This window comes from Streptomyces sp. NPDC001507 (assembly GCF_042894765.1).
Lineage (GTDB): Bacteria > Actinomycetota > Actinomycetes > Streptomycetales > Streptomycetaceae > Streptomyces.
This window is the reverse complement of the sequence record NZ_JBIAVV010000006.1, coordinates 230187-251535: the sequence shown is the minus strand read 5'-3', so window position 1 is coordinate 251535 and position 21349 is coordinate 230187. Positions and strand designations below refer to the sequence as shown.

Sequence of the window (21349 nt, the reverse complement as noted above, 5' to 3'; positions counted from 1 at the left end):
CCCGTCGGTAAGTTACGTACCAGTAAAGACTGTTGAGCCGGGCGGGCGGTCAGGAGGCGCGGGGCGTCTCGGTGGCGTCGGGCGGCAGCGGGGCCTGGGCGGCACGGGTGACGTCCTCGACGAGTTCGACCACGTCGGGGCCGTACGCCTGCGAGTTGACGACCTTGAGGAGCAGCACGAAGGAGCTGTTGCCGTGCTTGCGGGCGAGCCGCTGGTGGTTGCGGGCGAGGTAGCGGGTGGCCGCCTGGTTGGTGATCGCGCGCTGCCCGCAGAAGAGGAACACCGGGCGGGCGTCCGGGCGTTGGCCGGCGGTGAGGCGGGCCAGCAGCACGTACTCCGTGATGCCCGAATCGAGGCGGTAGCGCTCGGCACCGATCTGGAAGGCGCCGCGGTCCGGGCCCGGTTCCGGGTCAATGTTGACGCGGACGCCGGGCAGCATCGCGGACATGTGGGCGAGCATGCGGCGGTTCGACCCGGGACCGCCGACACAGAACTCGGTCCGCTCGCCGAAGCCCTGCTGGACGTTGTCCTGGGTCACCATCTGCAGGTTCGCGCCGCAGTCCTTGATGAGCGCGGCCAGCTCCAGGAGCGCGAACACGTCGAAACGGTGGACCGCGGGTTCGGAGGTGGCCGGATCGCGGTTGACGACCAGCAGCGACTCCGAGTTCTCCGGCAGCCCGAAAAAGGCCTGCTTGCGGCGCAGGCTCCGGCGCCACAGCGAGGTACGGGCCAGCCAGCCGAGCGCCGCGCTGATGCCGGCCGCCACGACGCCGAGGATAATGTTGCGCAGGTCGTCATTCATGGGCGCGCATGCTAGCGGTCACAGGTGGCCGGAACGTACCCGTGTTCGAAGTGTGGCGGTCATATGACAGTGCCCTGAATGTGGCTGTCGGGGCCCCGGCCTCGTCGGTACGCTGCGCGGACGTTCCGGAACTGGAGGTGCGGATGCGTCGCCCTGTCGCGCGGAAACTGACGGTCCTGGCGGTCTCGGCCGCCGTGGTGTCGGTGGGGGCGGCGGCGCCTCCCGCCCCCGGCGCCGCCACCACCGCGAAAACCCCGGTGGCCGTCGGCTACGGCGGTGCGGTATCCAGCGTCGACGCGGACGCCACCGCCGCCGGTATCGAGGTGCTCCGCAAGGGTGGCAACGCGGTCGACGCGGCCGTTGCCACCGCCGCCGCGCTCGGCGTCACCGAGCCCTACTCCTCCGGCATCGGAGGCGGCGGCTACTTCGTCTACTACGACGCCAAGTCCCGTACGGTGCATACGATCGACGGCCGTGAGACCGCGCCGCTGACCGCCGACTCGAACCTGTTCGTGGAGAACGGCAAGCCGCTCGCCTTCGCCGACGCCGTCAGCAGCGGGCTGAGCGTCGGCACCCCGGGGACGCCGGCCACCTGGCAGACGGCGCTCAGCCAGTGGGGGACCGAGCGGCTCGGCTCAGTGCTGAAACCGGCCGAGCGGATCGCCCGCAACGGGTTCGTCGTCGACGGCACCTTCCAGTCGCAGACCGCCGCGAACGAGACCCGGTTCCGGTACTTCCCGGACACGGCCAAGCTGTTCCTGCCGGGCGGGAAGCTGCCGGTGGTGGGCTCCACCTTCAAGAACCCCGAACTGGCCCGGACCTACGAGGAGCTGGGGAAGAAGGGGATCGGTGCCGTTTACAACGGCGACCTCGCAAAGGACATCGTGTCGACGGTCGACAACCCGCCCGTGGATCCGGGTTCGGGGTGGAAGGCGCGGGCGGGCAAGCTGTCCACCAGGGATCTGGCCGCCTACCGGGCCAAGCTGCAGGCGCCGACCGAGACCGGGTACCGCGGGCTGAAGGTGTACTCGATCGCGCCGTCGTCGTCCGGCGGGACCACGGTCGGGGAGGCCCTCAACATCCTGGAGAACACCGACCTCGCCAAGGCCAGCGAGGTGCAGTACCTGCACCACTTCATCGAGTCGAGCCGGATCTCCTTCGCCGACCGCGGGCGCTGGGTCGGCGACCCCGCGTTCGAGGACGTGCCGACGAAGGGGCTGCTGTCCCAGCGGTACGCGGACGAGCGGGCGAAGCTGATCAGCGACGACGCGGTGCTGACCAGCCCGGTCGCACCGGGCGACCCGAACAACCCCGGGTCGACCGGCACGGCGGCGCCGACCACGTACGAGGGCGAGAACACGACGCACCTCACGGTCGCCGACAAGTGGGGGAACGTCGTCTCCTACACACTGACCATCGAGCAGACCGGTGGCAGCGCGATCACCGTGCCGGGGCGCGGGTTCCTGCTCAACAACGAGCTGACCGACTTCTCGTTCACGCCGGCGAACCCCGCCGTGCACGACCCGAACCTGCCGGGGCCCGGTAAGCGGCCGCGGTCCTCCATCTCGCCGACCATCGTGCTGGACAAGGCGAACCGTCCCGTGGTGGCCGTGGGGTCGCCCGGTGGGGCGACCATCATCACGACGGTGCTGCAGGTGCTGACCGAGTTCCTCGACCGGCGTCTGCCGTTGGTGGACGCGATCGCCGCGCCTCGCGCGTCGCAGCGGAACGCGGCGAAGACCGAGTTGGAGCCGGCGCTGTACAACGACCCGGTGTTGAGGGGGAAGTTGGAGGCGATCGGGCACTCGTTCAGTTTGAATCCGGAGATCGGTGCGGCGACTGGTGTGCAGCGACTGCCCGGTGGGAAGTGGCTGGCGGCGGCTGAGACCGTGCGGCGGGGTGGGGGATCGGCCCAGGTGGTGGATCCTTCGTCCTAGACGCCGGGTCCGGGTGCGTGGGGGCTGGGGGTGGTCGCGCAGTTCCTCCCCCAGCCTTCGGCCGGGGGTACCCCCAGCGCCCCTAAAGGGGCGCCTTCTCCGGGCGGAACTCCAGGTGGCCGTCCGTGACGTCCACCGTCACCTGACTGCCCTCCGCGATCGTGCCGTCCAGGAGCAGACGCGACAGCTGGTTGTCGACTTCCCGTTGGATGGTGCGGCGCAGGGGGCGGGCGCCGTACTCCGGCTGGTAGCCGTGTTCCGCGAGCCAGTTGACCGCCGCGTCCGTGAAGTGGGCGGTGATGCCCTGGGCGTGCAGCATGCGGCGGGTGTGCTCCAGCAGGAGTTCGGTGATCTGGCGCAGCTGGTCGCTCGTGAGCTGGCGGAAGGCGACGATCTCGTCGATGCGGTTGAGGAACTCCGGGCGGAAGTGGTCCCGGAGCGGGCGCAGGACCCGCTCGCGGCGGGCCTCCTCCGTCGCCTCCTCGCCGCCGGGGCCGAAGCCGATGCCGGCACCGCGCCGCGTGATCACGTCGGAGCCCAGGTTGCTCGTCATCACGATGACCGTGTTGGTGAAGTCCACCGTGCGGCCCTGCGAGTCGGTCAGGCGGCCGTCGTCCAGGACCTGGAGCAGGATGTTGAAGACGTCCGGGTGCGCCTTCTCCACCTCGTCCAGGAGGAGCAGGGAGTACGGGTGGCGGCGGACGACCTCGGTGAGCTGGCCCGCCTCCTCGTGGCCGACGTAGCCGGGCGGGGCGCCCACCAGGCGGGAGACGGTGTGGCGCTCCTGGTACTCGCTCATGTCCAGGCGGACCATCCGGTCCTCGCTGCCGAACAGCACCTCGGCGAGCGCGCGGGCCAGTTCGGTCTTGCCGACGCCGGTCGGGCCGAGGAAGAGGAAGCTGCCGATCGGGCGGTTCGGGCTCGCAAGTCCGGCGCGGGAGCGCATGACCGCCTCGGAGACGGCGGCGACCGCCTCGTCCTGGCCGATGACCCGCTGGTGCAGGTGGGACTCCAGGCCGAGCAGCCGTTCCTTCTCCTCCTGGGTGAGGCTGCTGACCGGGATGCCGGTCTGGCGTGACACCACCTCGGCGATCGCCTCGGCCGTCACCTCCAGGTTCAGCCCCTCGTCCGCCTCGTCCTCACCGGAGAGTTCGGCGATGCGGGTCTTCAGCTCGCCGATGCGGTCCCGGACCTGGGTGGCACGCTCGTACTGCTCGTCGGCGACCGCCTGGTCCTTGTCCCGGGTGAGCTGCTCGATCTCCCGCTCCATGGCGCGGACGTCGGTGCCCTTGGTGCGGGCGCCGAGGCGGACCCGGGCGCCTGCCTGGTCGATCAGGTCGATCGCCTTGTCCGGCAGCCTGCGGTCGGTCAGGTAGCGGTCGGAGAGCTCGACGGCGGCGACCAGGGCCTCGTCGGTGTAGCGGACCTGGTGGTGCGCCTCGTAGCGGTCGCGCAGGCCGCGCAGGATCTCGATGGTGTCCGGGACCGTCGGCTCGGGCACCAGGATCGGCTGGAAGCGGCGGGCCAGCGCGGCGTCCTTCTCGATCTTGCGGAACTCCTCGAGCGTGGTCGCGCCCACGATGTGCAGCTCGCCCCGGGCCAGCGCGGGCTTGAGGATGTTGGCCGCGTCCATCGCGCCGCCCTCACCGCCACCCCCGGCGCCGACCACGGTGTGCAGCTCGTCGATGAAGACGATCAGCTGGTCGGAGTGCGAGCGGATCTCGCCCACGATGTTGTTGAGCCGCTCCTCGAAGTCGCCCCGGAACCGGGTGCCGGCGACCACGGCCGGCAGGTCGAGGGCGATCACCCGGCGGCAGGCGAGCCCGTCCGGCACGTCTGCGTCGGCGATCCGCTGGGCCAGGCCCTCCACGATCGCCGTCTTGCCGACCCCGGCGTCACCGATCAGTACCGGGTTGTTCTTGCCGCGACGGGAGAGCACCTCGATGGTCTGCTCGATCTCGTCGTCGCGGCCGATGACCGGGTCGATCCGGCCCTCCCCGGCCAGCTCGGTGAGATCGCGGCCGTACTTGTCGAGGGTGGGCGTGCCGCTCGCCCGGCGCCGGGTGTCCGGGCCGGCGTGCGAGCGGTCGGTCTCGGCGGCGTCCGGCGGCAGGCCGGCGGCGGCGTACCGGGCGGCGTTCAGGATGTGCCCGGCGGCCGAGTCCGGGTTGGCGGCCAGCGCGCCCAGCACGTGCTCGGGGCCGATGTACCCGGCCCCGCCGGCCCGGGCCAGGTCATGGGCGTCCAGCAGGGCCCGCTTGACGGCCGGGGTGAGGGAGAGCGAGGTCGGCGGGGGTGCCTCGCCGGGCGGGTGCTGGACCGGGCCCGCGCGGCCGTCGATCTCCGTCGCCAGCGAGTCGGGGTCGGCGCCGGACCTGCTCAGCAGGGAACGGGTGGGCTCCGCCGCGAGCGCCGCGCGCAGCAGGTGCTCGGTGTCGAGGTCCCGGCTGCCGTGCTCGGCGGCGTACTGGGCGGCGCCCTTGACCAGCTCCCTGGCCGGCTGGCTCAGCAGCCTGCCGATGTCGATCTGCCGGGGGCCCTGGCGGGCTCCGCCGCCGCCGAAGAAGCGTGCGAGGAACTCTCCGAAAGGGTCCTGTCCGAAGTTGTCCGGTCCGGGGTAACCGCTGGTCATGAGCGTTCGTTCCGTTCCGGCGTCCCGGCGCCTGGTGGGACGCGCTCGCTGGTCGACGTGCCGGTCCACGCGGGTGCCCCTGCAGGGGCCCGGTCACACCACCTTCGCACGCCCGCCGGAGGGGGGCACGTCCAGCAGTTCGGGCGACGGGCCGGGCCGTGCCTGCCCCGTGCCGCCGCACCTGCCGGGCCCCTGTCAGTTCTCCGGGTTCCTGGCCGTGAGAACGCGCGGCCCCGCCTCCGTGATCGCCACCGTGTGCTCCGCGTGCGCCGCCCGGGAACCGTCGTTCGTCCGCAGCGTCCAGCCGTCCTCGGCCGCGTGGTAGCCGTCCCGGCCGCCGCCGATCAGCATGGGCTCGATCGCGAGGACCATGCCGTGCCGGAGCGGGAGCCCGCGGCCGGGACGGCCCTCGTTCGGCACCCCGGGGTCCTCGTGCATACGGCGGCCGATGCCGTGTCCGCCGAAGTCCTGCGGGATGCCGTAGCCGGCGTCCCGGCACACCCGGCCGACCGCGTGCGCGATGTCGCCGATGCGGTTGCCGACGACCGCCGCCGCGATGCCCGCCGCGAGCGCCCGTTCGGCCGTCTCGACGAGCCGTACGTCCGCCGGGCGGGGCCTGCCGACCGTGAAACTGATCGCCGAGTCGCCCGCCCAGCCGTCCAGCACCGCGCCGCAGTCGATGGAGACCAGGTCTCCGTCGCGCAGCCGGTAGCCGGTCGGGATGCCGTGCACGATCGCGTCGTTCACGGACGCGCAGATGACGGCGGGGAAGGGGGTGGGCGCGAACGAGGGCCGGTAGCCGAGGAAGGGGGAGGAGGCGCCGGCCGCGCGCAGCACCTCCCGCGCCACCTCGTCCAGTTCGAGCAGGGAGACGCCGATGCCGGCCGCCTCGCGTACGGCCGTCAGAGCACGCCCGACGACCTGGCCCGACGCGTACATGGCGTCGATCGATGTGTCTGTCTTCAGTTCCACCATGCCAATTAATATACCGGCTTTCTCGACCGGATTGGAATCACGGCTTAGAATGACGGCATGGTGCGCACCCCTCTCACTCCGGAAGAGCGCGAACGCGGCGAGCGGCTCGGGCGGTTGCTGCGCGAGGCGCGCGGCGGGCGGAGCATGACGGAGGTGGCGGCCGAGGCGGGCATCTCGGCCGAGACGCTCCGCAAGATCGAGACCGGGCGGGCGCCGACCCCCGCCTTCTTCACCGTGGCCGCGCTGGCCCGCGCGCTCGGCCTCTCGATGGACGAGCTGGTGGAGCGCTGCGCCCTGGTCGTCGTGTGACATGGGGCGGTGCGTGACACGCGTCGACGCGTGCCGCGCATCGGTCAAGATCGGGCAATGAGGGCTCCGCGCCCCCGCTGAAAACTCCCCGTAGCAACCCCGTAACACAACTGGTGTTGCCTACGGAACCGGAGTGTTCCGGTCTGGTGGGAGTCGAGCGATGACTGTGGATCAACTCCCGGGCCGAGTACGGGAGTTCGCGAGCTACCTGAACGGCCTGCTGGCGCGCCTCGACCAGGGCGGCGGCTGGTGCGCCGTCTTCTGGCAGCGCGATCCCGACGGTATGCAGGCCTGCCTCGGCGGGCGCGAGATGCCGCCCTGGGACGTCGTGGAGGCCCTGCTCCAGGACCTGGCGACCGTCCACGGCACCGAGGCCGCCGCGCGTGAGGCCGAGCAGGCCCGCCGGCTGCACGCGGACGCGCTCGCCGCGTACGACAACCGGCCGGGCGCCCGCCAGGACCTGAGTGACCGCCTCGACGTCACCCTCCGCGAACAGCGGTACGCCGCGGAGCGGCTGGCCCAGCTCGGTCGCGCCCTCGACTCCGCGCACTCCCGCGAGCAGGCCGAGGCCCTGCACATCGACCTCGCCTGGGCCCGCGACGACCACGAGCGGGCCTCCGCCCGGTGCGCCGAGCTCCGGGCCCGGATGGGAAGGCTGGAACACCGGGCCGAGCCCGCCGGGCGACCGCCGGCCGAGACCCTCACCGTGACTCCCGAGCCCGCCCCGGCGCCCGCCCCCGCCAAGCAGCGCAAGCGCCGGCGGGGCAGTGCCCGGTTCGCCGGCCTGGCCGAGGACGAGGCCGCCACCGGCGTCGCACCGCAGGTCGCACCACGGACGCCGGACGCGTCCGTGCCCGAGGCCGCCACCGGCCGCCGTACCCCGCGCGGCGCCCGCTTCGCCGGGGCCGTCGAGGCACCGGCGCCGCCGGAGCCGGTGCCGGCGGAGTCCGACGAGGAGTCGGGGCGGGCCGTGGCCGCGGCTGTCGAGATGCTCGAACGGCTCCGGGCGGAGGGCCGCACCGGGGAGGCGCACGCGCTCCTCGCCGAGGTCGCGCTCTGGCCCGCGGCCCGGTTCCCGCTGCTCGCGGACGCCCTCCAGCGGACCGGGCTCGGCGCCGACTGGGCCACGCTGCTGTGGGAGGCGGCCTCGCTGCCGCCCGCCCGGCTCGTCGCGGCGGCCGACGCCCTGACCGCCGCCGGCCGGACCGACGACGGCCGGCAGATCCTGCGCCAGGGCGTCGCCCGCCCCGCCCCGGAGATCGGCGAGGCCGTCCTCGCCCTGGACACGGAGGGCCGCCACCGCGAGGCCCGGGCCCTCCTGGACACGTACGTCCAGGTCCGTCCCCCGGAGGAGGCGGCCCACAGCGCGGAACCGGATCCCCAGCGCCTGGTGCCCCTGCTGCTCCGCTCGGCCCAGCAGATCTCCGACCAGCGCCACTGGGACCTGCTGCACGCCCTGCGGGTGGCAGGCCTCGCTTCTTGAGAGGGCGTAACCGAGGCGCGCCCCATAGGGGCGCTGGGGGTACCCCCGGCCGAAGGCTGGGGGAGGAACTGCGCGACCAGCCCCCACGCCCCCCGCAGTCGGGAACGGCGCCAAGCTGGAACGACGCTTCCGGGACGGTCCCCGCATCCGCCAGCCAGGTAAGAAACGCGATCGACTCGGCGGCTTAACGACGATGGTCTTGGCAAGGACCCCGAGGAGGCCTACTTTCGACCCTCTACGGGCGTAGAAGGAGCAGCTCATGGCCAACGTCGTACGCGCCGCTCTGGTCCAGGCCACCTGGACGGGCGACACCGAGTCCATGGTGGCGAAACACGAGGAACACGCCCGCGAGGCGGCCCGCCGCGGCGCGAAGATCATCGGATTTCAGGAAGTCTTCAACGCCCCCTACTTCTGCCAGGTCCAGGAACCCGGGCACTACCGCTGGGCCGAGCCGGTCCCGGACGGACCCACCACGCGCCGTATGCAGGAACTCGCGCGCGAGACCGGCATGGTGATCGTCGTCCCGGTCTTCGAGGTCGAGCAGTCCGGCTTCTACTACAACACCGCCGCCGTGATCGACGCCGACGGCACCGTCCTCGGCAAGTACCGCAAGCACCACATCCCGCAGGTCAAGGGCTTCTGGGAGAAGTACTACTTCAAGCCCGGGAACGCCGGCTGGCCGGTCTTCGACACCGCCGTCGGCAAGGTCGGCGTGTACATCTGCTACGACCGCCACTTCCCCGAGGGCTGGCGGCAACTCGGACTCAACGGCGCCCAGTTGGTCTACAACCCGTCGGCCACCTCGCGCGGCCTGTCGGCCTACCTCTGGCAGCTGGAGCAGCCGGCCGCCGCCGTCGCCAACGAGTACTTCGTCGCCGCCATCAACCGCGTGGGCCAGGAGGAGTACGGGGACAACGATTTCTACGGGACGAGCTATTTCGTCGATCCACGTGGGCAGTTCGTGGGGGAGGTGGCGAGCGACAAGGGCGAGGAACTCGTCGTGCGCGACCTCGACTTCGACCTGATCGACGAGGTGCGGCAGCAGTGGGCCTTCTACCGCGACCGCCGTCCCGACGCCTACGAAGGGCTGGTACAGCCGTGAACGACCTCTTCGCCCGCCACCGCCAGGTCCTGCCCGACTGGCTGGCTCTCTACTACGACGAGCCCCTGGAGATCACCCACGGCGAGGGCCGGCACGTCTGGGACGCGGCCGGCAACCGGTACCTCGACTTCTTCGGCGGCATCCTCACCACGATGACCGCCCACGCGCTGCCCGAGGTGACGAAGGCGGTGAGCGAGCAGGCCGGCCGGATCATCCACTCCTCCACCCTCTACCTCAACCGCCCGATGGTCGAACTCGCCGAGCGCATCGCCCAGCTGAGCGGCATCCCGGACGCCCGGGTCTTCTTCACCACCTCCGGCACCGAGGCCAACGACACGGCCCTGCTGCTCGCGACCACGTACCGCCGGACCAACACCATCCTGGCGATGCGCAACAGCTATCACGGCCGCTCCTTCAGCGCGGTCGGCATCACCGGCAACAAGGGCTGGTCCCCGACCTCCCTCTCCCCGCTGCAGACGCTGTACGTCCACGGCGGCGTCCGCACCCGCGGCCCGTTCGCCGACCTGAACGACCGCGACTTCATCGCGGCCTGCGTCGACGACCTGCGCGACCTCCTCGGCCACACCCGCCCGCCGGCCGCGCTGATCGCCGAGCCCATCCAGGGCGTCGGCGGCTTCACCTCCCCTCCCGACGGGCTCTACGCGGCCTTCCGCAAGGTCCTCCAGGAGCAGGGCATCCTCTGGATCGCCGACGAGGTGCAGACCGGCTGGGGCCGCACCGGCGAACACTTCTGGGGCTGGCAGGCACACGGCCAGAGCGGCCCGCCGGACATCCTCACCTTCGCCAAGGGCATCGGCAACGGCAGCTCCATCGGCGGCGTGGTGGCCCGCTCGGAGATCATGAACTGCCTCGACTCCAACAGCATCTCGACGTTCGGCGGCACCCAGATCACCATGGCCGCGGGCCTCGCCAACCTGTCGTACCTCCTGGAGCACGATCTCCAGGGCAACGCCCGCCGCGTCGGCGGCCTCCTCATCGAACGCCTCCGCGCGGTCGCCGCCCAGTTGCCCGGCGTACGCGAGGTCCGGGGCCGCGGCCTGATGATCGGCGTCGAACTGGTCAAGCCCGGCACGGACGAGGCCGACCCCAAGTCCGCCTCGGCCGTCCTGGAGGCGGCCCGCGAAGGCGGCCTCCTGATCGGCAAGGGCGGCGGCCACAACACGAGTGCGCTGCGCATCGCCCCGCCGCTGTCCCTGACGGTGGCGGAGGCGGAGGAGGGCGCGGCGATCCTGGAACAGGCGTTGCGGAGTGCCTACTAGGCGACCCGCCGTGTGCCGGCTGCGGCGCCGTCGCGGCTGGTCGCGCAGTTCCCCGCGCCCCCCAAAAAAAGCAGGGGGCTGCACCAGCGCCCCTTGAGGGGCGCGGGGAACTGCGCGACCAGCCCCCACCGGCCCGCAGTCTCCGAACGCACCGAACCAGACCAAGGGACCACGCAAGATGACCGCCACCTGGGATCCCCCGAACACCACAGACCCCATACTGTCGGTCCGCCAGATCCTCGCCCTGGAAAGGGTCCTGGCCGGAGACCCCGAGGTGGTGGCCGGAGCCGCCCACCTCGACCGCCCCGTCCGCTGGGTGCACGTCGCCGAGGCTCCCGACGTCGGCGTCATGCTCACCGGCGGCGAGATGGTCCTCACCACCGGCGTCCTGCTCGCCGGTGACGAGCACAAACAGGCCGACTACATCCAGTCCCTGCACCGGGCCGAGGCGGCGGCCGTCGTCCTCGGCCTCGGCCGCGCCTTCCCCGCCCCGCCCGACGCCATGCGCCGCGCAGCGGACCGCTGCGGCCTCCCCCTGGTGGTCCTGCACCGCCCCTTCCCCTTCGCCGAGCTGACGGAGGAGGTCCAGTCCAGGCTGGTCCGGCGGAAGTTCGCCGCCGTCAGCCTCTCCGAGTCCGTCCGCACCGCCCTCACCGGCCTCATCACGGCCGCCGCCCCTCTCCAGCGGCTCCTCGACGAAGTCGCCGTGCACAGCGCCTGCCCGGTCGTCGTCACCAACCTCGCGCACCGGGTCCTCGCCACCGCGGGGGAGCGGTCGGCCGTGGACGACGTGCTGCGGGACTGGGAACGCATCGCCCGGCAGGCCGGCGGCGGCGCGGCCGACGGCTGGATCCGCGCCGAACTGGGCGGCCGGGGCGAGCGCTGGGGCCAGATCATGCTCTGCGGCTACCGCGGCGACACCGCCACCGGCCGGCTGCTGGCCGAGCGGGGCGCCGAGGCCCTCGTCCTGCACCGCATGCTCGGCGGCGGCTCCGCCCACACCTGGGAGGAGCAGTCCGCGCAGAGCCTGCTGACCGACCTGGTCTCCGGGGTCGTACCGGCCCGCCAGCTGCTGCCCAGGGCCCGGGCGGCCGGCCTCCCGGTCAACCGGCGGACCTTCGTCCCGCTCGTCGTACGGGACGCGGAACCGGCCCAACTGGAGCGGGTCCTGCGGCTGCTGGGCCTGCCAGGACTCGTCGCCGAACTCACCGAGCGCACCACCGCCGTCCTCCTCAGCCTCGCCCGCGACCAGGACGCCGTCGCCCTCGCCGCGCACTTCGCCGCCCGGCTGCACGGCGAGTCTGCGGGGCCCCGCGCGGTGGTGGCGGCCGCGGGCGCCCGTACCGTCTGGGACGACGTGCCCGTCGGCCTGCGCGAGGCCCAGCACGTCGCGGACGCCGTCGCCGACACCACCGACGCCCTCGACCTCCCGGCCGTCGTACGGCTCAAGGACGTCCACCTGCGCGGCCTGATCCGGCTGCTGCGGGACGACCCGCACGTCCAGTCCTTCGCCGAGCGCGAGCTGGACGGCCTGCTGTGCGGCAACGGCACCGACCAGGACCTGCTCGGCGTGTTGCGGACCTACCTCGCCACCGGCCGCAACAAGTCCCGCACCGCCCAGCTCCACCACGTCTCCCGACCCGCGCTGTACCGCCGCCTCGAGGCGATACAGACCCGGCTCGGCGTCGACCTCGACGACTTCGAGCAGGCGGCCTCGGTGCACATCGCACTCCTCGCACACGACGCGCAACAGCAGTGAAACATGCGACGACCTGGGAAAACGGCGGTGAAACATGAGCCGACGGCAGCGTGACACGGTGCCACGCCGGGCGCCCGCAGACGTGACACGATGCAACTCAAACAGGACTTCCGGGCTTTCTAGCCTTCTCGCACACCGAGCGACCGGAGGTCCCGATGAGCCGAGTGATTCGTGCCGCCCTCTTCCAGACCGCCTGGACCGGCGACAAGGAGTCGATGATCCAGGTCCACGAGCAGGCGGCCCGCGACGCGGCCGCACAGGGCGCGCAGGTCCTGTGCTTCCAGGAGCTGTTCTACGGACCCTACTTCTGCCAGGTCCAGGACAAGGCCTTCTACGAGTACGCCGAGCAGGTCCCGGACGGCCCGGTCGTCCAGCGCTTCCAGGCCCTCGCCCGCGAACTGGGCCTCGTCCTGATCCTGCCGGTGTACGAGGAGGAGCAGCCCGGCGTCCTCTACAACACCGCAGCCGTGATCGACGCCGACGGCTCGTACCTCGGCAAGTACCGCAAGCACCACATCCCCCAGGTCCCCGGCTTCTGGGAGAAGTTCTACTTCCGTCCGGGGAACGCCGGCTGGCCCGTCTTCGAGACGGCCGTCGGGAAGATCGGCGTCTACATCTGCTACGACCGCCACTTCCCCGAGGGCTGGCGGGCGTTGGGCCTCGCGGGTGCCGAGATCGTCTTCAACCCGTCTGCCACCTCGCGCGGTCTCTCCCGGTACCTCTGGCAGCTGGAGCAGCCGGCCGCTGCCGCGGCCAACGAGTACTTCGTCGGCGCGATCAACCGGGTCGGCGTGGAGGACCTGGGCGACAACGACTTCTACGGCAGCTCCTACTTCGTGGACCCGGAGGCCCAGTTCGTCGGCGAGGTGGCCTCCGACAAGGAGACCGAACTCGTCGTCCGCGACCTGGACCTGGCCAAGCTCCGCGAGGTCCGCGACCGCTGGCAGTTCTTCCGCGACCGCCGCCCGGACGCGTACGGCCCCCTGACGGCTCCCTGATCGCGCCCCGCTGGAAGCGCCCCGTAAGGGGCGCTGGGGGTACCCCCGGCCGAAGGCTGGGGGAGGAACTGCGCGACCAGCCACAGACGACCGGCACTTTCCCGACAACCGAACGGAGCGTGAACCCATGGTCGGCCGCACTCTCATCCGTGGCGGACTCGTCATCACCGCGTCCGACGAGATCCACGCCGACGTCCTGATCGAGGACGGCCGCATCGCCGCCCTCGCGGCGACCGGCACCCCCGCCGCCGAGGCCTTCACCGCCGAGCGGACCATCGACGCCGCCGGCAAGTACGTCATCCCGGGCGGCGTCGACGCCCACACCCACATGGAGCTGCCGTTCGGCGGCACCTTCGCCTCCGACACCTTCGAGACCGGCACCCGGGCCGCCGCCTGGGGCGGTACGACCACCATCGTGGACTTCGCCGTGCAGAGCGTCGGCCACAGCCTGCGCGAGGGCCTCGACGCCTGGCACGCCAAGGCCGAGGGCAACTGCGCCGTCGACTACGGCTTCCACATGATCGTCTCCGACGTGAACCAGGAGACGCTGAAGGAGATGGACCTGCTGGTCGAGGAGGGGGTGACCTCCTTCAAGCAGTTCATGGCCTACCCCGGCGTCTTCTACTCCGACGACGGCCAGATCCTGCGCGCCATGCAGCGCTCCGCCGAGAACGGCGGCCTGATCATGATGCACGCCGAGAACGGCATCGCCATCGACGTACTCGTGGAACAGGCGCTGGCCCGCGGCGAGACCGACCCCCGCTACCACGGCGAGGTCCGCAAGGCCCTCCTGGAAGCCGAAGCCACCCACCGCGCCATCAAGCTGGCCCAGGTAGCCGGCGCCCCCCTCTACGTCGTGCACGTCTCCGCGATGGAGGCGGTCGCCGAACTCGCCCGCGCCCGCGACGAGGGGCTCCCGGTCTTCGGCGAGACCTGCCCGCAGTACCTCTTCCTCTCCACCGACAACCTCGCCGAACCCGACTTCGAGGGCTCGAAGTACGTGTGCAGCACCCCGCTGCGCCCCAGGGAGCACCAGGCCAAGCTCTGGCAGGGCCTCAGGACCAACGACCTCCAGGTCGTCTCCACCGACCACTGCCCCTTCTGCTTCGTCGGCCAGAAGGAACTCGGCCGCGGCGACTTCTCGAAGATCCCCAACGGCCTGCCCGGCGTCGAGAACCGCATGGACCTGCTCCACCAGGCCGTCGTCGACGGGCACATCACCCGGCGCCGCTGGATCGAGATCGCCTGCGCCACCCCGGCCCGGATGTTCGGCATGTACCCGAAGAAGGGCACCATCACCCCGGGTGCCGACGCCGACGTCGTCATCTACGACCCCCATGCGGAGCAGGTCGTCTCCGCCGAGACCCACCACATGAACGTCGACTACTCGGCGTACGAGGGCAAGCGCCTCACCGGCCGCGTCGAGACGGTCCTCTCGCGCGGCGTACCCGTCATCACCGAGCGCGAGTACACCGGACACGCCGGGCACGGCGTCTACACCCCGCGCTCCACCTGTCAGTACCTCAACTAGGAGAGGCGCCCATGGACTTCGGACTCGTCCTGCAGACCGACCCGCCGGCCTCCCGGGTCGTCAGCCTGATGAAACGGGCCGAGCGCAACGGCTTCCGCTACGGCTGGACCTTCGACTCCGCCGTGCTCTGGCAGGAGCCGTTCGTGATCTACAGTCAGATCCTGGCCAACACCAGCAAGCTGACGGTCGGCCCGATGGTCACCAACCCGGGCACCCGCACCTGGGAGGTCACCGCCTCCACCTTCGCCACCCTCAACGACATGTTCGGCAACCGCACGGTCTGCGGCATCGGCCGCGGCGACTCCGCGATGCGGGTGGCCGGCCGCAAGCCCAACACCCTCGCCCGGATCAGCGAGGCCATGAAGGTCATCCGCGCCCTCGGCAGCGGCGGCGAGGCCGACCTCGGCGGGACCGTCATCAGGTTGCCGTGGGTCAAGCCGGGTGCCGAACTCCCCGTCTGGATGGCCGCGTACGGCCCGAAGGCTCTGAAGATGACCGGTGAGGAGGCCGACGGTTTCATCCTGCAGCTCTCCGACCTCTACCTCACCGAGTACATGGTCAAGGCGGTGAAGGACGCGGCCGTGGCGGCCGGACGCGACCCGTCCGAGGTCAGGATCTGTGTCGCCGCCCCCGCCTACGTCACCGAGGACGACTCGCCCGAGGCCCTCGCCCACGCCCGCGACCAGTGCCGCTGGTTCGGCGGCATGGTCGGCAACCACGTCGCCGACCTGGTCGCCAAGTACGGCGAGCACTCGGCCGCCGTACCCGAGGAACTCACCGACTACATCAAGGCCCGCCAGGGCTACGACTACTCGCACCACGGACGCAGCGGCAACCCCGACACCGAGTTCGTGCCCGACGAGATCGTCGACCGCTTCTGCGTCATCGGCCCGGCCGAGAAGCACATCGAGAAGCTGACCGCCCTGCGCGAGCTGGGCGTCGACCAGTTCGCCGTCTACGACATGCACGACGCCCAGGAGGCCACCATCGACGCGTACGGGACGAAGGTCATCCCGGCCGTCAACGGCTAGCCCACACCTGGCAGTTGGTCTCCCCCTTCCCGCCGTCCCGGGAAGGGGGTCAGGGCGCACCCCACACGCGTACCCCCCGCCCCGCCCGCACGGCCTTTCCCGTCCCACCTCACCCCGATTGGCCTGCCCATGACCGACACCGCTCCCTCGGCCATACCCATCTCCGGTCAAGTCTCCCTCCCCGACGGGCGCGTCGAGCTCACCCCGGGCTCCCCGCCGCCGAGCGGTCCGTACGCCAACGAGGACCTGCTGCCGGTCCCCGTCGTCAAGCGCACCTGGACCACGTACAACTTCTCCGCCCTCTGGGTCGGCATGGCCCACAACACGGCGTCCTGGACCCTCGCCTCCGGGCTCATCGCGGTCGGCATGGACTGGAAACAGGCCGTGTTCACCATCGCCCTCGCCAACCTGATCGTCCTCGTCCCGATGCTGCTCACCGGGCACGCCGGACCCAAGTACGGCATCCCCTTCCCGGTCTTCGCCCGCGCCTCCTTCGGCGTGCGCGGCGCCAACCTCCCTGCCGTCGTACGGGCGTTGGTGGCCTGCGGCTGGTTCGGCATCCAGACCTGGATCGGCGGCGAGGCCATCTACTTCCTGGCCGGCAAGCTGATCGGCGACAGCTGGGCGAACGCCTCGCACATCGGCGGCTACGCCTGGACCATGTGGCTGTCGTTCGCGCTCTTCTGGGTGCTCCAGGTCGCGATCATCTACCGGGGCATGGAGACCATCCGCCGCTTCGAGAACTGGGCCGCGCCCTTCGTCATCGTCGGCGCCGTAGTGATGCTGATCTGGATGAGCAACAAGGCCGGCGGCCTCGGCCCGCTCTTCGACCAGCCCTCCAAGCTCGGCTGGGGCGGCGGCTTCTGGAAGATCTTCTGGCCGTCCCTGATGGGCATGATCGGCTTCTGGTCGACGCTGTCGCTGAACATCCCCGACTTCACCCGGTACGGCAAGAGCCAGAAGGCGCAGACCTGGGGCCAGGCGCTCGGCCTGCCCACCACCATGACCCTCTTCGCCTTCCTCTCCGTCCTGGTGACCTCCGGTTCGCAGGCCGTCTACGGGCAGCCGATCTGGGACCCGGTCCAGCTGGCCGCCAAGACGGACAACGTGGTCGGCCTGCTCTACGCCCTGGTCACCGTCCTCGTCGCGACCCTCTCCGTGAACATCGCGGCCAACCTGGTCTCGCCCGCCTTCGACTTCTCCAACATCGCGCCCCGGAAGATCAGTTTCCGTACCGGCGCGCTGATCACCTCGGTCCTCGCGGTACTGATCTTCCCGTGGAAGCTGTACTCGGACCCGCAGGGCTACATCTTCACCTGGCTCGGCCTGGTCGGCGGCCTGCTCGGCACGGTCGCCGGCATCCTCGTCGCCGACTACTGGATCCTGCGCCGCACCCGCCTCGACCTGACCGACCTGTACCGCACAGGCGGCCGCTACTGGTACGACGGCGGCTGGAACTGGCGGGCGGTCGTCGCCTTCCTCGTCGGCGGCATCCTCGCGATCGGCGGCGCCAGCTTCAAGCCGCTGATCGACGGCAGGCCCATCCCGGCCCTGTCCTCACTGGCCGACTACGGCTGGGCGGTCGGCCTCGGCACGTCCCTGGTGCTGTACCTGGGGCTGACGACGCTGGTACGGCCCAAGGAGGCCTGAGCAGCAGGCGTGGCGTGCGAACGAGGGGCAGCCGGTGCGGCTACTGGCTGCCCTTCAGCGCGGTCACCGCGGCCTTCGCCGCCTGGATGGCGCCCTTGTTGATCACGTCCGTGCTGGGCGCCTTCTTGTTCTCGAAGTCGCTGCCGTTGTACGTGACGACCACCAGCGCGTTGGACACCTGGGCCATCACCACGCCCTCACGGGTCTGCTGCTTGTCCTCGGTGGTGAGGTTCACGACCGAGTAGCCGCTGTCGCCGAGCCCCGGCACGGCCCCGCCGCCGCTCTTCTCGGCGACCCGGTCCTTGTACTCCTTCGCGGCCGCCGCGTTCGTGTCCATGATCTCGAAGGAGACGTCGAGCCAGCGGTAGTCGTAGCCCTTGAGCGCGTTCCACGAGCAGGTGCGGCGCAGCTTGGTGTCGGTGGAGGGAATCTCCTTGCCGGCCGTCTTCGCACCGGGCACCAGCGACTTGATGGTGGCCACCGGGATGCTGCCGCAGGGGGCGGGGGCGGCGGAGAACGCCTTGGTGGCGGCCGTGGAGGCGGCGGACGTCGACGGGGAGTCGCCGGCCGACTGGCCGGACGCCTGCTGGGCCGAGGTGTCACCCGAGGTGCTCGTGGACGTCGTCGTGTCCGGGCCCGACGCCATCACCCAGCCAGCACAGGCGAGCACGGCGACCGGCGTCAGGCGCGCGGTGAGGGCGAGCGGCAGTGGAAGAGAACGCAAGTCGCACTTCTCGCTGGGGGACGGTGTGCGGAGTGGTCCGCACTGCGGACGGGACGCCAGTTTCACACGAGTCCCTGTGGGGCGGAAGTGGAATCCGCGCCTTGCCTGTGGGCCGGCCACGGCGCGCTGTTGACAGCGGCCGTGGGCCGTCCCCCTACATCCGGAATGTCGCGCCTTTCCGGTCCGTGTACATCCGGAATGTCGTGACTGCATCGGCCCGCGAGGGTGACCGGAGTCACCGTCGGGCCCGGCCGGTACTCAGTCGCGCGAGTTGCCGAACAGCAGCCGGTAGCCGATGAGCAGGACCAGGGAGCCGGCGATCGCGGCGCCCCACGTGTACAGGTCGAAGAAGTGCTTCTCCACCGGGCGGTCGAGGAAGCGGGAGGAGAGCCAGCCGCCCACGAATGCGCCCGCGATGCCGATGAGGGTGGTGCCGATCAGGCCACCCGGGTCGCGGCCGGGCAGCAGGATCTTGGCGATGGCTCCGGCGAGGAGACCCAGGACGATCCAGCCGATGATGCCCACGTTCGTTGTCCTCCGGTACGGGTGCTGCTTGACGGACGCCGCCGCTCCGCGGGTTGCCGCCCCGCTGGGTTGCGTTGTTGCGCAAGCCTAGGAACGGGAGCGGCCGCCGGTATACGCCTGGCGTCGAGCCGTCGATGTTCTGTCACGCGCCCATGACAATGCGAAGAACACGTGGCGGACATGGCGGGGAGGCCCTGCGGGGTGCGGTGACCGTACGCCTACACTGAGTGGGCATCTGTGCCGAGGCTGTGCGTGGGAGGGAGCGGTCCGTGGGGGAGAACGGCGACGGCTACACGGACCCCTCCGACGGGGTGCTGACGGAGGCGGCCGCGGTGTTCGGGCTGCTCGCCTCGCCGGCCCGGCTGCACATCATGTGGGCGCTGTCCCAGGGCGAGAGCGACGTGACGCGCCTCGCCGACCGGGTCGGCGGCGCCCTGCCGGCGGTCAGCCAGCACCTGGCCAAACTCCGGCTGGCCGGTCTCGTGCGGTCCCGCCGGGAGGGCCGCAGGCAGGTCTACTACGTGGACGATCCGGACATCGTGACCGTGGTGCGAGTGACCGTCGGGCAGCTGACCGCACGCTCGCACCAGGCCCCCGTGCCCGTGCGGCGGTTGTACGAGGCGGGCGTCTGACCGAGCGGGCCGGCGCGGCGCGCGGGGGCGGACGGCGGGTGTGTCCTGGAGGTTTCATGAGATGCCTCACCTGTGAATTCGGGTGGGGCTTGTGCTGTCGGGGCTGTGGGTTTGTTAGATTGCGCAATCACGCAACCCAAATGGGCCCACCTCGCGGCTGCCCTTGAGCCGCCGCGGACGCCCGACCTGCCCGACCGTACCCGCAGACGGACCCGACCGTTCATGGGAGTGGAAGATGACCGACCCGTGGGACGGCCCGGGAGGCCAGGCCACGCGCAGCCGCACCGACCGGGTGCCCGGACAGCGTGGGGCCCTGCCGGACGGGACGCGGCCGCCCGGCGGCCGGGCCGCCGCCCGGCAGGCGGCGAAGACCCGCGGTGGCAGAGGGGGCTCCCGGCGGGCGAAACCGACGGGCCGCGGCCGGCGGGTCCTGAAGATCCTGGGCCTGTGCACGGCGGTCCTGGTCCTGGTCACGGCCGGCGCGGGCTGGTGGTTCTACGAGCACCTCAACGGCAACATCAACAGCGTCTCCCTCGACGGCAAGGGCGGCACCGAGAAGGCCGACGCGTTCGGCCGCACTCCGATCAACATCCTGGTGATCGGCTCGGACGGCCGGACCAGCTCGGCCGACTGCAAGCTCGGCGGCGGCTGCAAGCAGACCGGCGTCCAGACCGGCAACGGCAACGCGGACGTGGAGATGGTCGTCCACATATCCGCCGACCGCTCCAACGCCACCGTCATGAGCATCCCGCGTGACACCATGGTCGACGTCCCCGCCTGCAAGGACAGTTCGAGCGGCGAGTCCACCTCCGGCTACTACGGCCAGGTCAACAGCGCCCTCCAGTACGGCGCGGCCTGCCAGGTCGCCACCGTCCACCAGCTCACCGGCGTCCCCATCGACCACTTCGTCAAGCTGGACTTCTCCGGCGTGGTCAAGATGTCCGACGCGGTCGGCGGAGTCTCCGTCTGCGTCAACAACAACGTGTACGACACCTACTCGCACCTGAAGCTGTCCAAGGGCACCCACACCCTCAAGGGCGAGGCCGCGCTGGAGTTCGTCCGCTCCCGGCACGGCTTCGGCGACGGCAGTGACCTCGGCCGTACCATCTCCCAGCACATCTTCCTCAGCGCGATGATCCGCAAGTTCAAGAGCGCGGGCACCCTCACCGACCCCACCGCGGTCTACAGCCTCGCCGACGCGGCCACCAAGGCGCTGACCGTCGACGACGAGCTCGACAGCGTCAAGAAGCTGATCTCGCTCGCGGCCGACGTGAACAAGGTCCCCACCAAGCGGATGACGTTCACCACCATGCAGACCGCGCCCGACCCGAACAACAGCAACCGCGTGGTGGTCGGCGCGGGCGCCAAGGACCTGTTCGCCACCATGGCCAACGACCAGTCGCTGACCACCAGCTCGGGCAAGAAGTCGTCGGCGGCCTCGGCGACCGCGAGCGCGAAGCCGACGCCCACCGCGACCGTGCCGGCCTCCCAGATCGCCGTGACCGTCGAGAACGGTACCGACGTCACGGGCCGCGCCTCCGCCATCGCGAACTCCCTGATCTCGCAGGGCTTCAGCACCGGCACCAGCACGGCCAACGCCCCGAGCTCCGCGAGCTCGACCACCCTGACCTACGGCAGCGGCGACAAGGCCGAGGCCCAGACCGTGGCCAAGGCCCTGGACATCCCGAGCTCGCACATCAAGTCGGGCAGCGGCACCGGCGTGGTCCTGGTGATCGGCAGCGACTGGAGCAGCGGCACCTCCTATCCGGCCAGCTCCGGCGACACCAAGGCGGCCGTCTCCAACGCCAACGCCTCGACCGCCGCCGACACCAAGACCTGCGCCAAGGTCAGCCAGTACAAGACGGTCAGCCTCAACGGGATCGCGATGACCCCGTCCCAGGCGTACGCGGCGGCGACGAACAAGCCCGACTCGGACAAGTGACGGGGGGAGGCGAGCCCCCCCGGAGGGGGTTCGCCTC

The 21349-nt window shown here is 71.2% G+C and carries 17 protein-coding genes; 12 read left to right on the top strand and 5 right to left on the bottom strand.

The features are described from left to right. Positions 1-49: 49 nt before the first annotated feature. Positions 50-802 carry a hypothetical protein gene (locus ACFY0K_RS21160; protein ID WP_390641111.1) on the bottom strand — a complete coding sequence of 251 codons (753 nt, stop codon included), beginning with the start codon at positions 800-802 and terminating at the stop codon, positions 50-52. Positions 803-945: 143 nt separating this feature from the next. Here ACFY0K_RS21160 and ggt point away from each other — a divergent pair, with 143 nt between their 5' ends. Beyond that, the gene (gene ggt, locus ACFY0K_RS21155) at positions 946-2739 is read left to right on the top strand and encodes a gamma-glutamyltransferase (RefSeq protein WP_351959979.1); all 1794 of its coding nucleotides are present in this window, start codon (positions 946-948) and stop codon (positions 2737-2739) included. Between the two features lie 82 nt (positions 2740-2821). On the opposite strand, the gene ACFY0K_RS21150 is transcribed toward ggt, so the two are convergent. After that, complete coding sequence (locus tag ACFY0K_RS21150; protein WP_390641110.1) at positions 2822-5371, bottom strand: ATP-dependent Clp protease ATP-binding subunit; 2550 nt, start codon at positions 5369-5371, stop codon at positions 2822-2824. A gap of 195 nt (positions 5372-5566) precedes the next feature. Then, complete coding sequence (gene map / locus ACFY0K_RS21145) at positions 5567-6346, bottom strand: type I methionyl aminopeptidase (RefSeq protein ID WP_351959977.1); 780 nt, start codon at positions 6344-6346, stop codon at positions 5567-5569. Positions 6347-6403: 57 nt separating this feature from the next. Between map and ACFY0K_RS21140 the strand changes: the two genes are divergently transcribed. The 9 genes from ACFY0K_RS21140 (at position 6404) to ACFY0K_RS21100 (ending at position 17489) form a co-directional block, all read left to right on the top strand. Then, positions 6404-6655: a helix-turn-helix domain-containing protein gene (locus ACFY0K_RS21140; protein ID WP_388598703.1), complete on the top strand. Its 252-nt coding sequence runs from the start codon at positions 6404-6406 to the stop codon at positions 6653-6655. Between the two features lie 160 nt (positions 6656-6815). Continuing rightward, complete coding sequence (locus ACFY0K_RS21135; protein ID WP_390641109.1) at positions 6816-8138, top strand: hypothetical protein; 1323 nt, start codon at positions 6816-6818, stop codon at positions 8136-8138. 259 nt (positions 8139-8397) lie between these two features. Then, positions 8398-9240: a nitrilase-related carbon-nitrogen hydrolase gene (locus ACFY0K_RS21130; RefSeq protein WP_351959975.1), complete on the top strand. Its 843-nt coding sequence runs from the start codon at positions 8398-8400 to the stop codon at positions 9238-9240. Next, on the top strand, positions 9237-10520 hold the full coding sequence (locus ACFY0K_RS21125; protein ID WP_388598705.1) for an aspartate aminotransferase family protein: 1284 nt from the start codon (positions 9237-9239) through the stop codon (positions 10518-10520). Before ACFY0K_RS21130 ends, ACFY0K_RS21125 begins: the two co-directional genes overlap by 4 nt. 178 nt (positions 10521-10698) lie before the next feature. Next, the gene (locus tag ACFY0K_RS21120) at positions 10699-12279 is read left to right on the top strand and encodes a PucR family transcriptional regulator (RefSeq protein WP_388598706.1); all 1581 of its coding nucleotides are present in this window, start codon (positions 10699-10701) and stop codon (positions 12277-12279) included. Between the two features lie 155 nt (positions 12280-12434). Continuing rightward, entirely contained in the window at positions 12435-13277 is an 843-nt protein-coding gene (locus tag ACFY0K_RS21115; protein ID WP_351959972.1) for a nitrilase-related carbon-nitrogen hydrolase, read from the top strand. A 127-nt stretch (positions 13278-13404) separates the two neighbouring features. Next, on the top strand, positions 13405-14808 hold the full coding sequence (gene hydA, locus ACFY0K_RS21110; RefSeq protein ID WP_388716820.1) for a dihydropyrimidinase: 1404 nt from the start codon (positions 13405-13407) through the stop codon (positions 14806-14808). Between the two features lie 11 nt (positions 14809-14819). Then, the gene (locus ACFY0K_RS21105) at positions 14820-15839 is read left to right on the top strand and encodes a TIGR03842 family LLM class F420-dependent oxidoreductase (RefSeq protein WP_351959970.1); all 1020 of its coding nucleotides are present in this window, start codon (positions 14820-14822) and stop codon (positions 15837-15839) included. 129 nt (positions 15840-15968) lie between these two features. After that, the gene (locus ACFY0K_RS21100; protein ID WP_351959969.1) at positions 15969-17489 is read left to right on the top strand and encodes an NCS1 family nucleobase:cation symporter-1; all 1521 of its coding nucleotides are present in this window, start codon (positions 15969-15971) and stop codon (positions 17487-17489) included. 40 nt (positions 17490-17529) lie between these two features. On the opposite strand, the gene ACFY0K_RS21095 is transcribed toward ACFY0K_RS21100, so the two are convergent. Next, entirely contained in the window at positions 17530-18213 is a 684-nt protein-coding gene (locus ACFY0K_RS21095) for a hypothetical protein (protein ID WP_351959968.1), read from the bottom strand. A gap of 258 nt (positions 18214-18471) precedes the next feature. Further along, positions 18472-18738 (bottom strand): GlsB/YeaQ/YmgE family stress response membrane protein, encoded by a 267-nt coding sequence (locus ACFY0K_RS21090; protein ID WP_351959967.1) that lies wholly within the window; start codon positions 18736-18738, stop codon positions 18472-18474. 269 nt (positions 18739-19007) lie between these two features. Here ACFY0K_RS21090 and ACFY0K_RS21085 point away from each other — a divergent pair, with 269 nt between their 5' ends. Together ACFY0K_RS21085 and ACFY0K_RS21080 are read left to right on the top strand one after the other, a co-directional pair. Then, the gene (locus ACFY0K_RS21085) at positions 19008-19370 is read left to right on the top strand and encodes a metalloregulator ArsR/SmtB family transcription factor (RefSeq protein ID WP_351959966.1); all 363 of its coding nucleotides are present in this window, start codon (positions 19008-19010) and stop codon (positions 19368-19370) included. Positions 19371-19605: 235 nt separating this feature from the next. Then, complete coding sequence (locus ACFY0K_RS21080; protein ID WP_351959965.1) at positions 19606-21312, top strand: LCP family protein; 1707 nt, start codon at positions 19606-19608, stop codon at positions 21310-21312. The last annotated feature ends 37 nt before the right edge of the window (positions 21313-21349 follow it).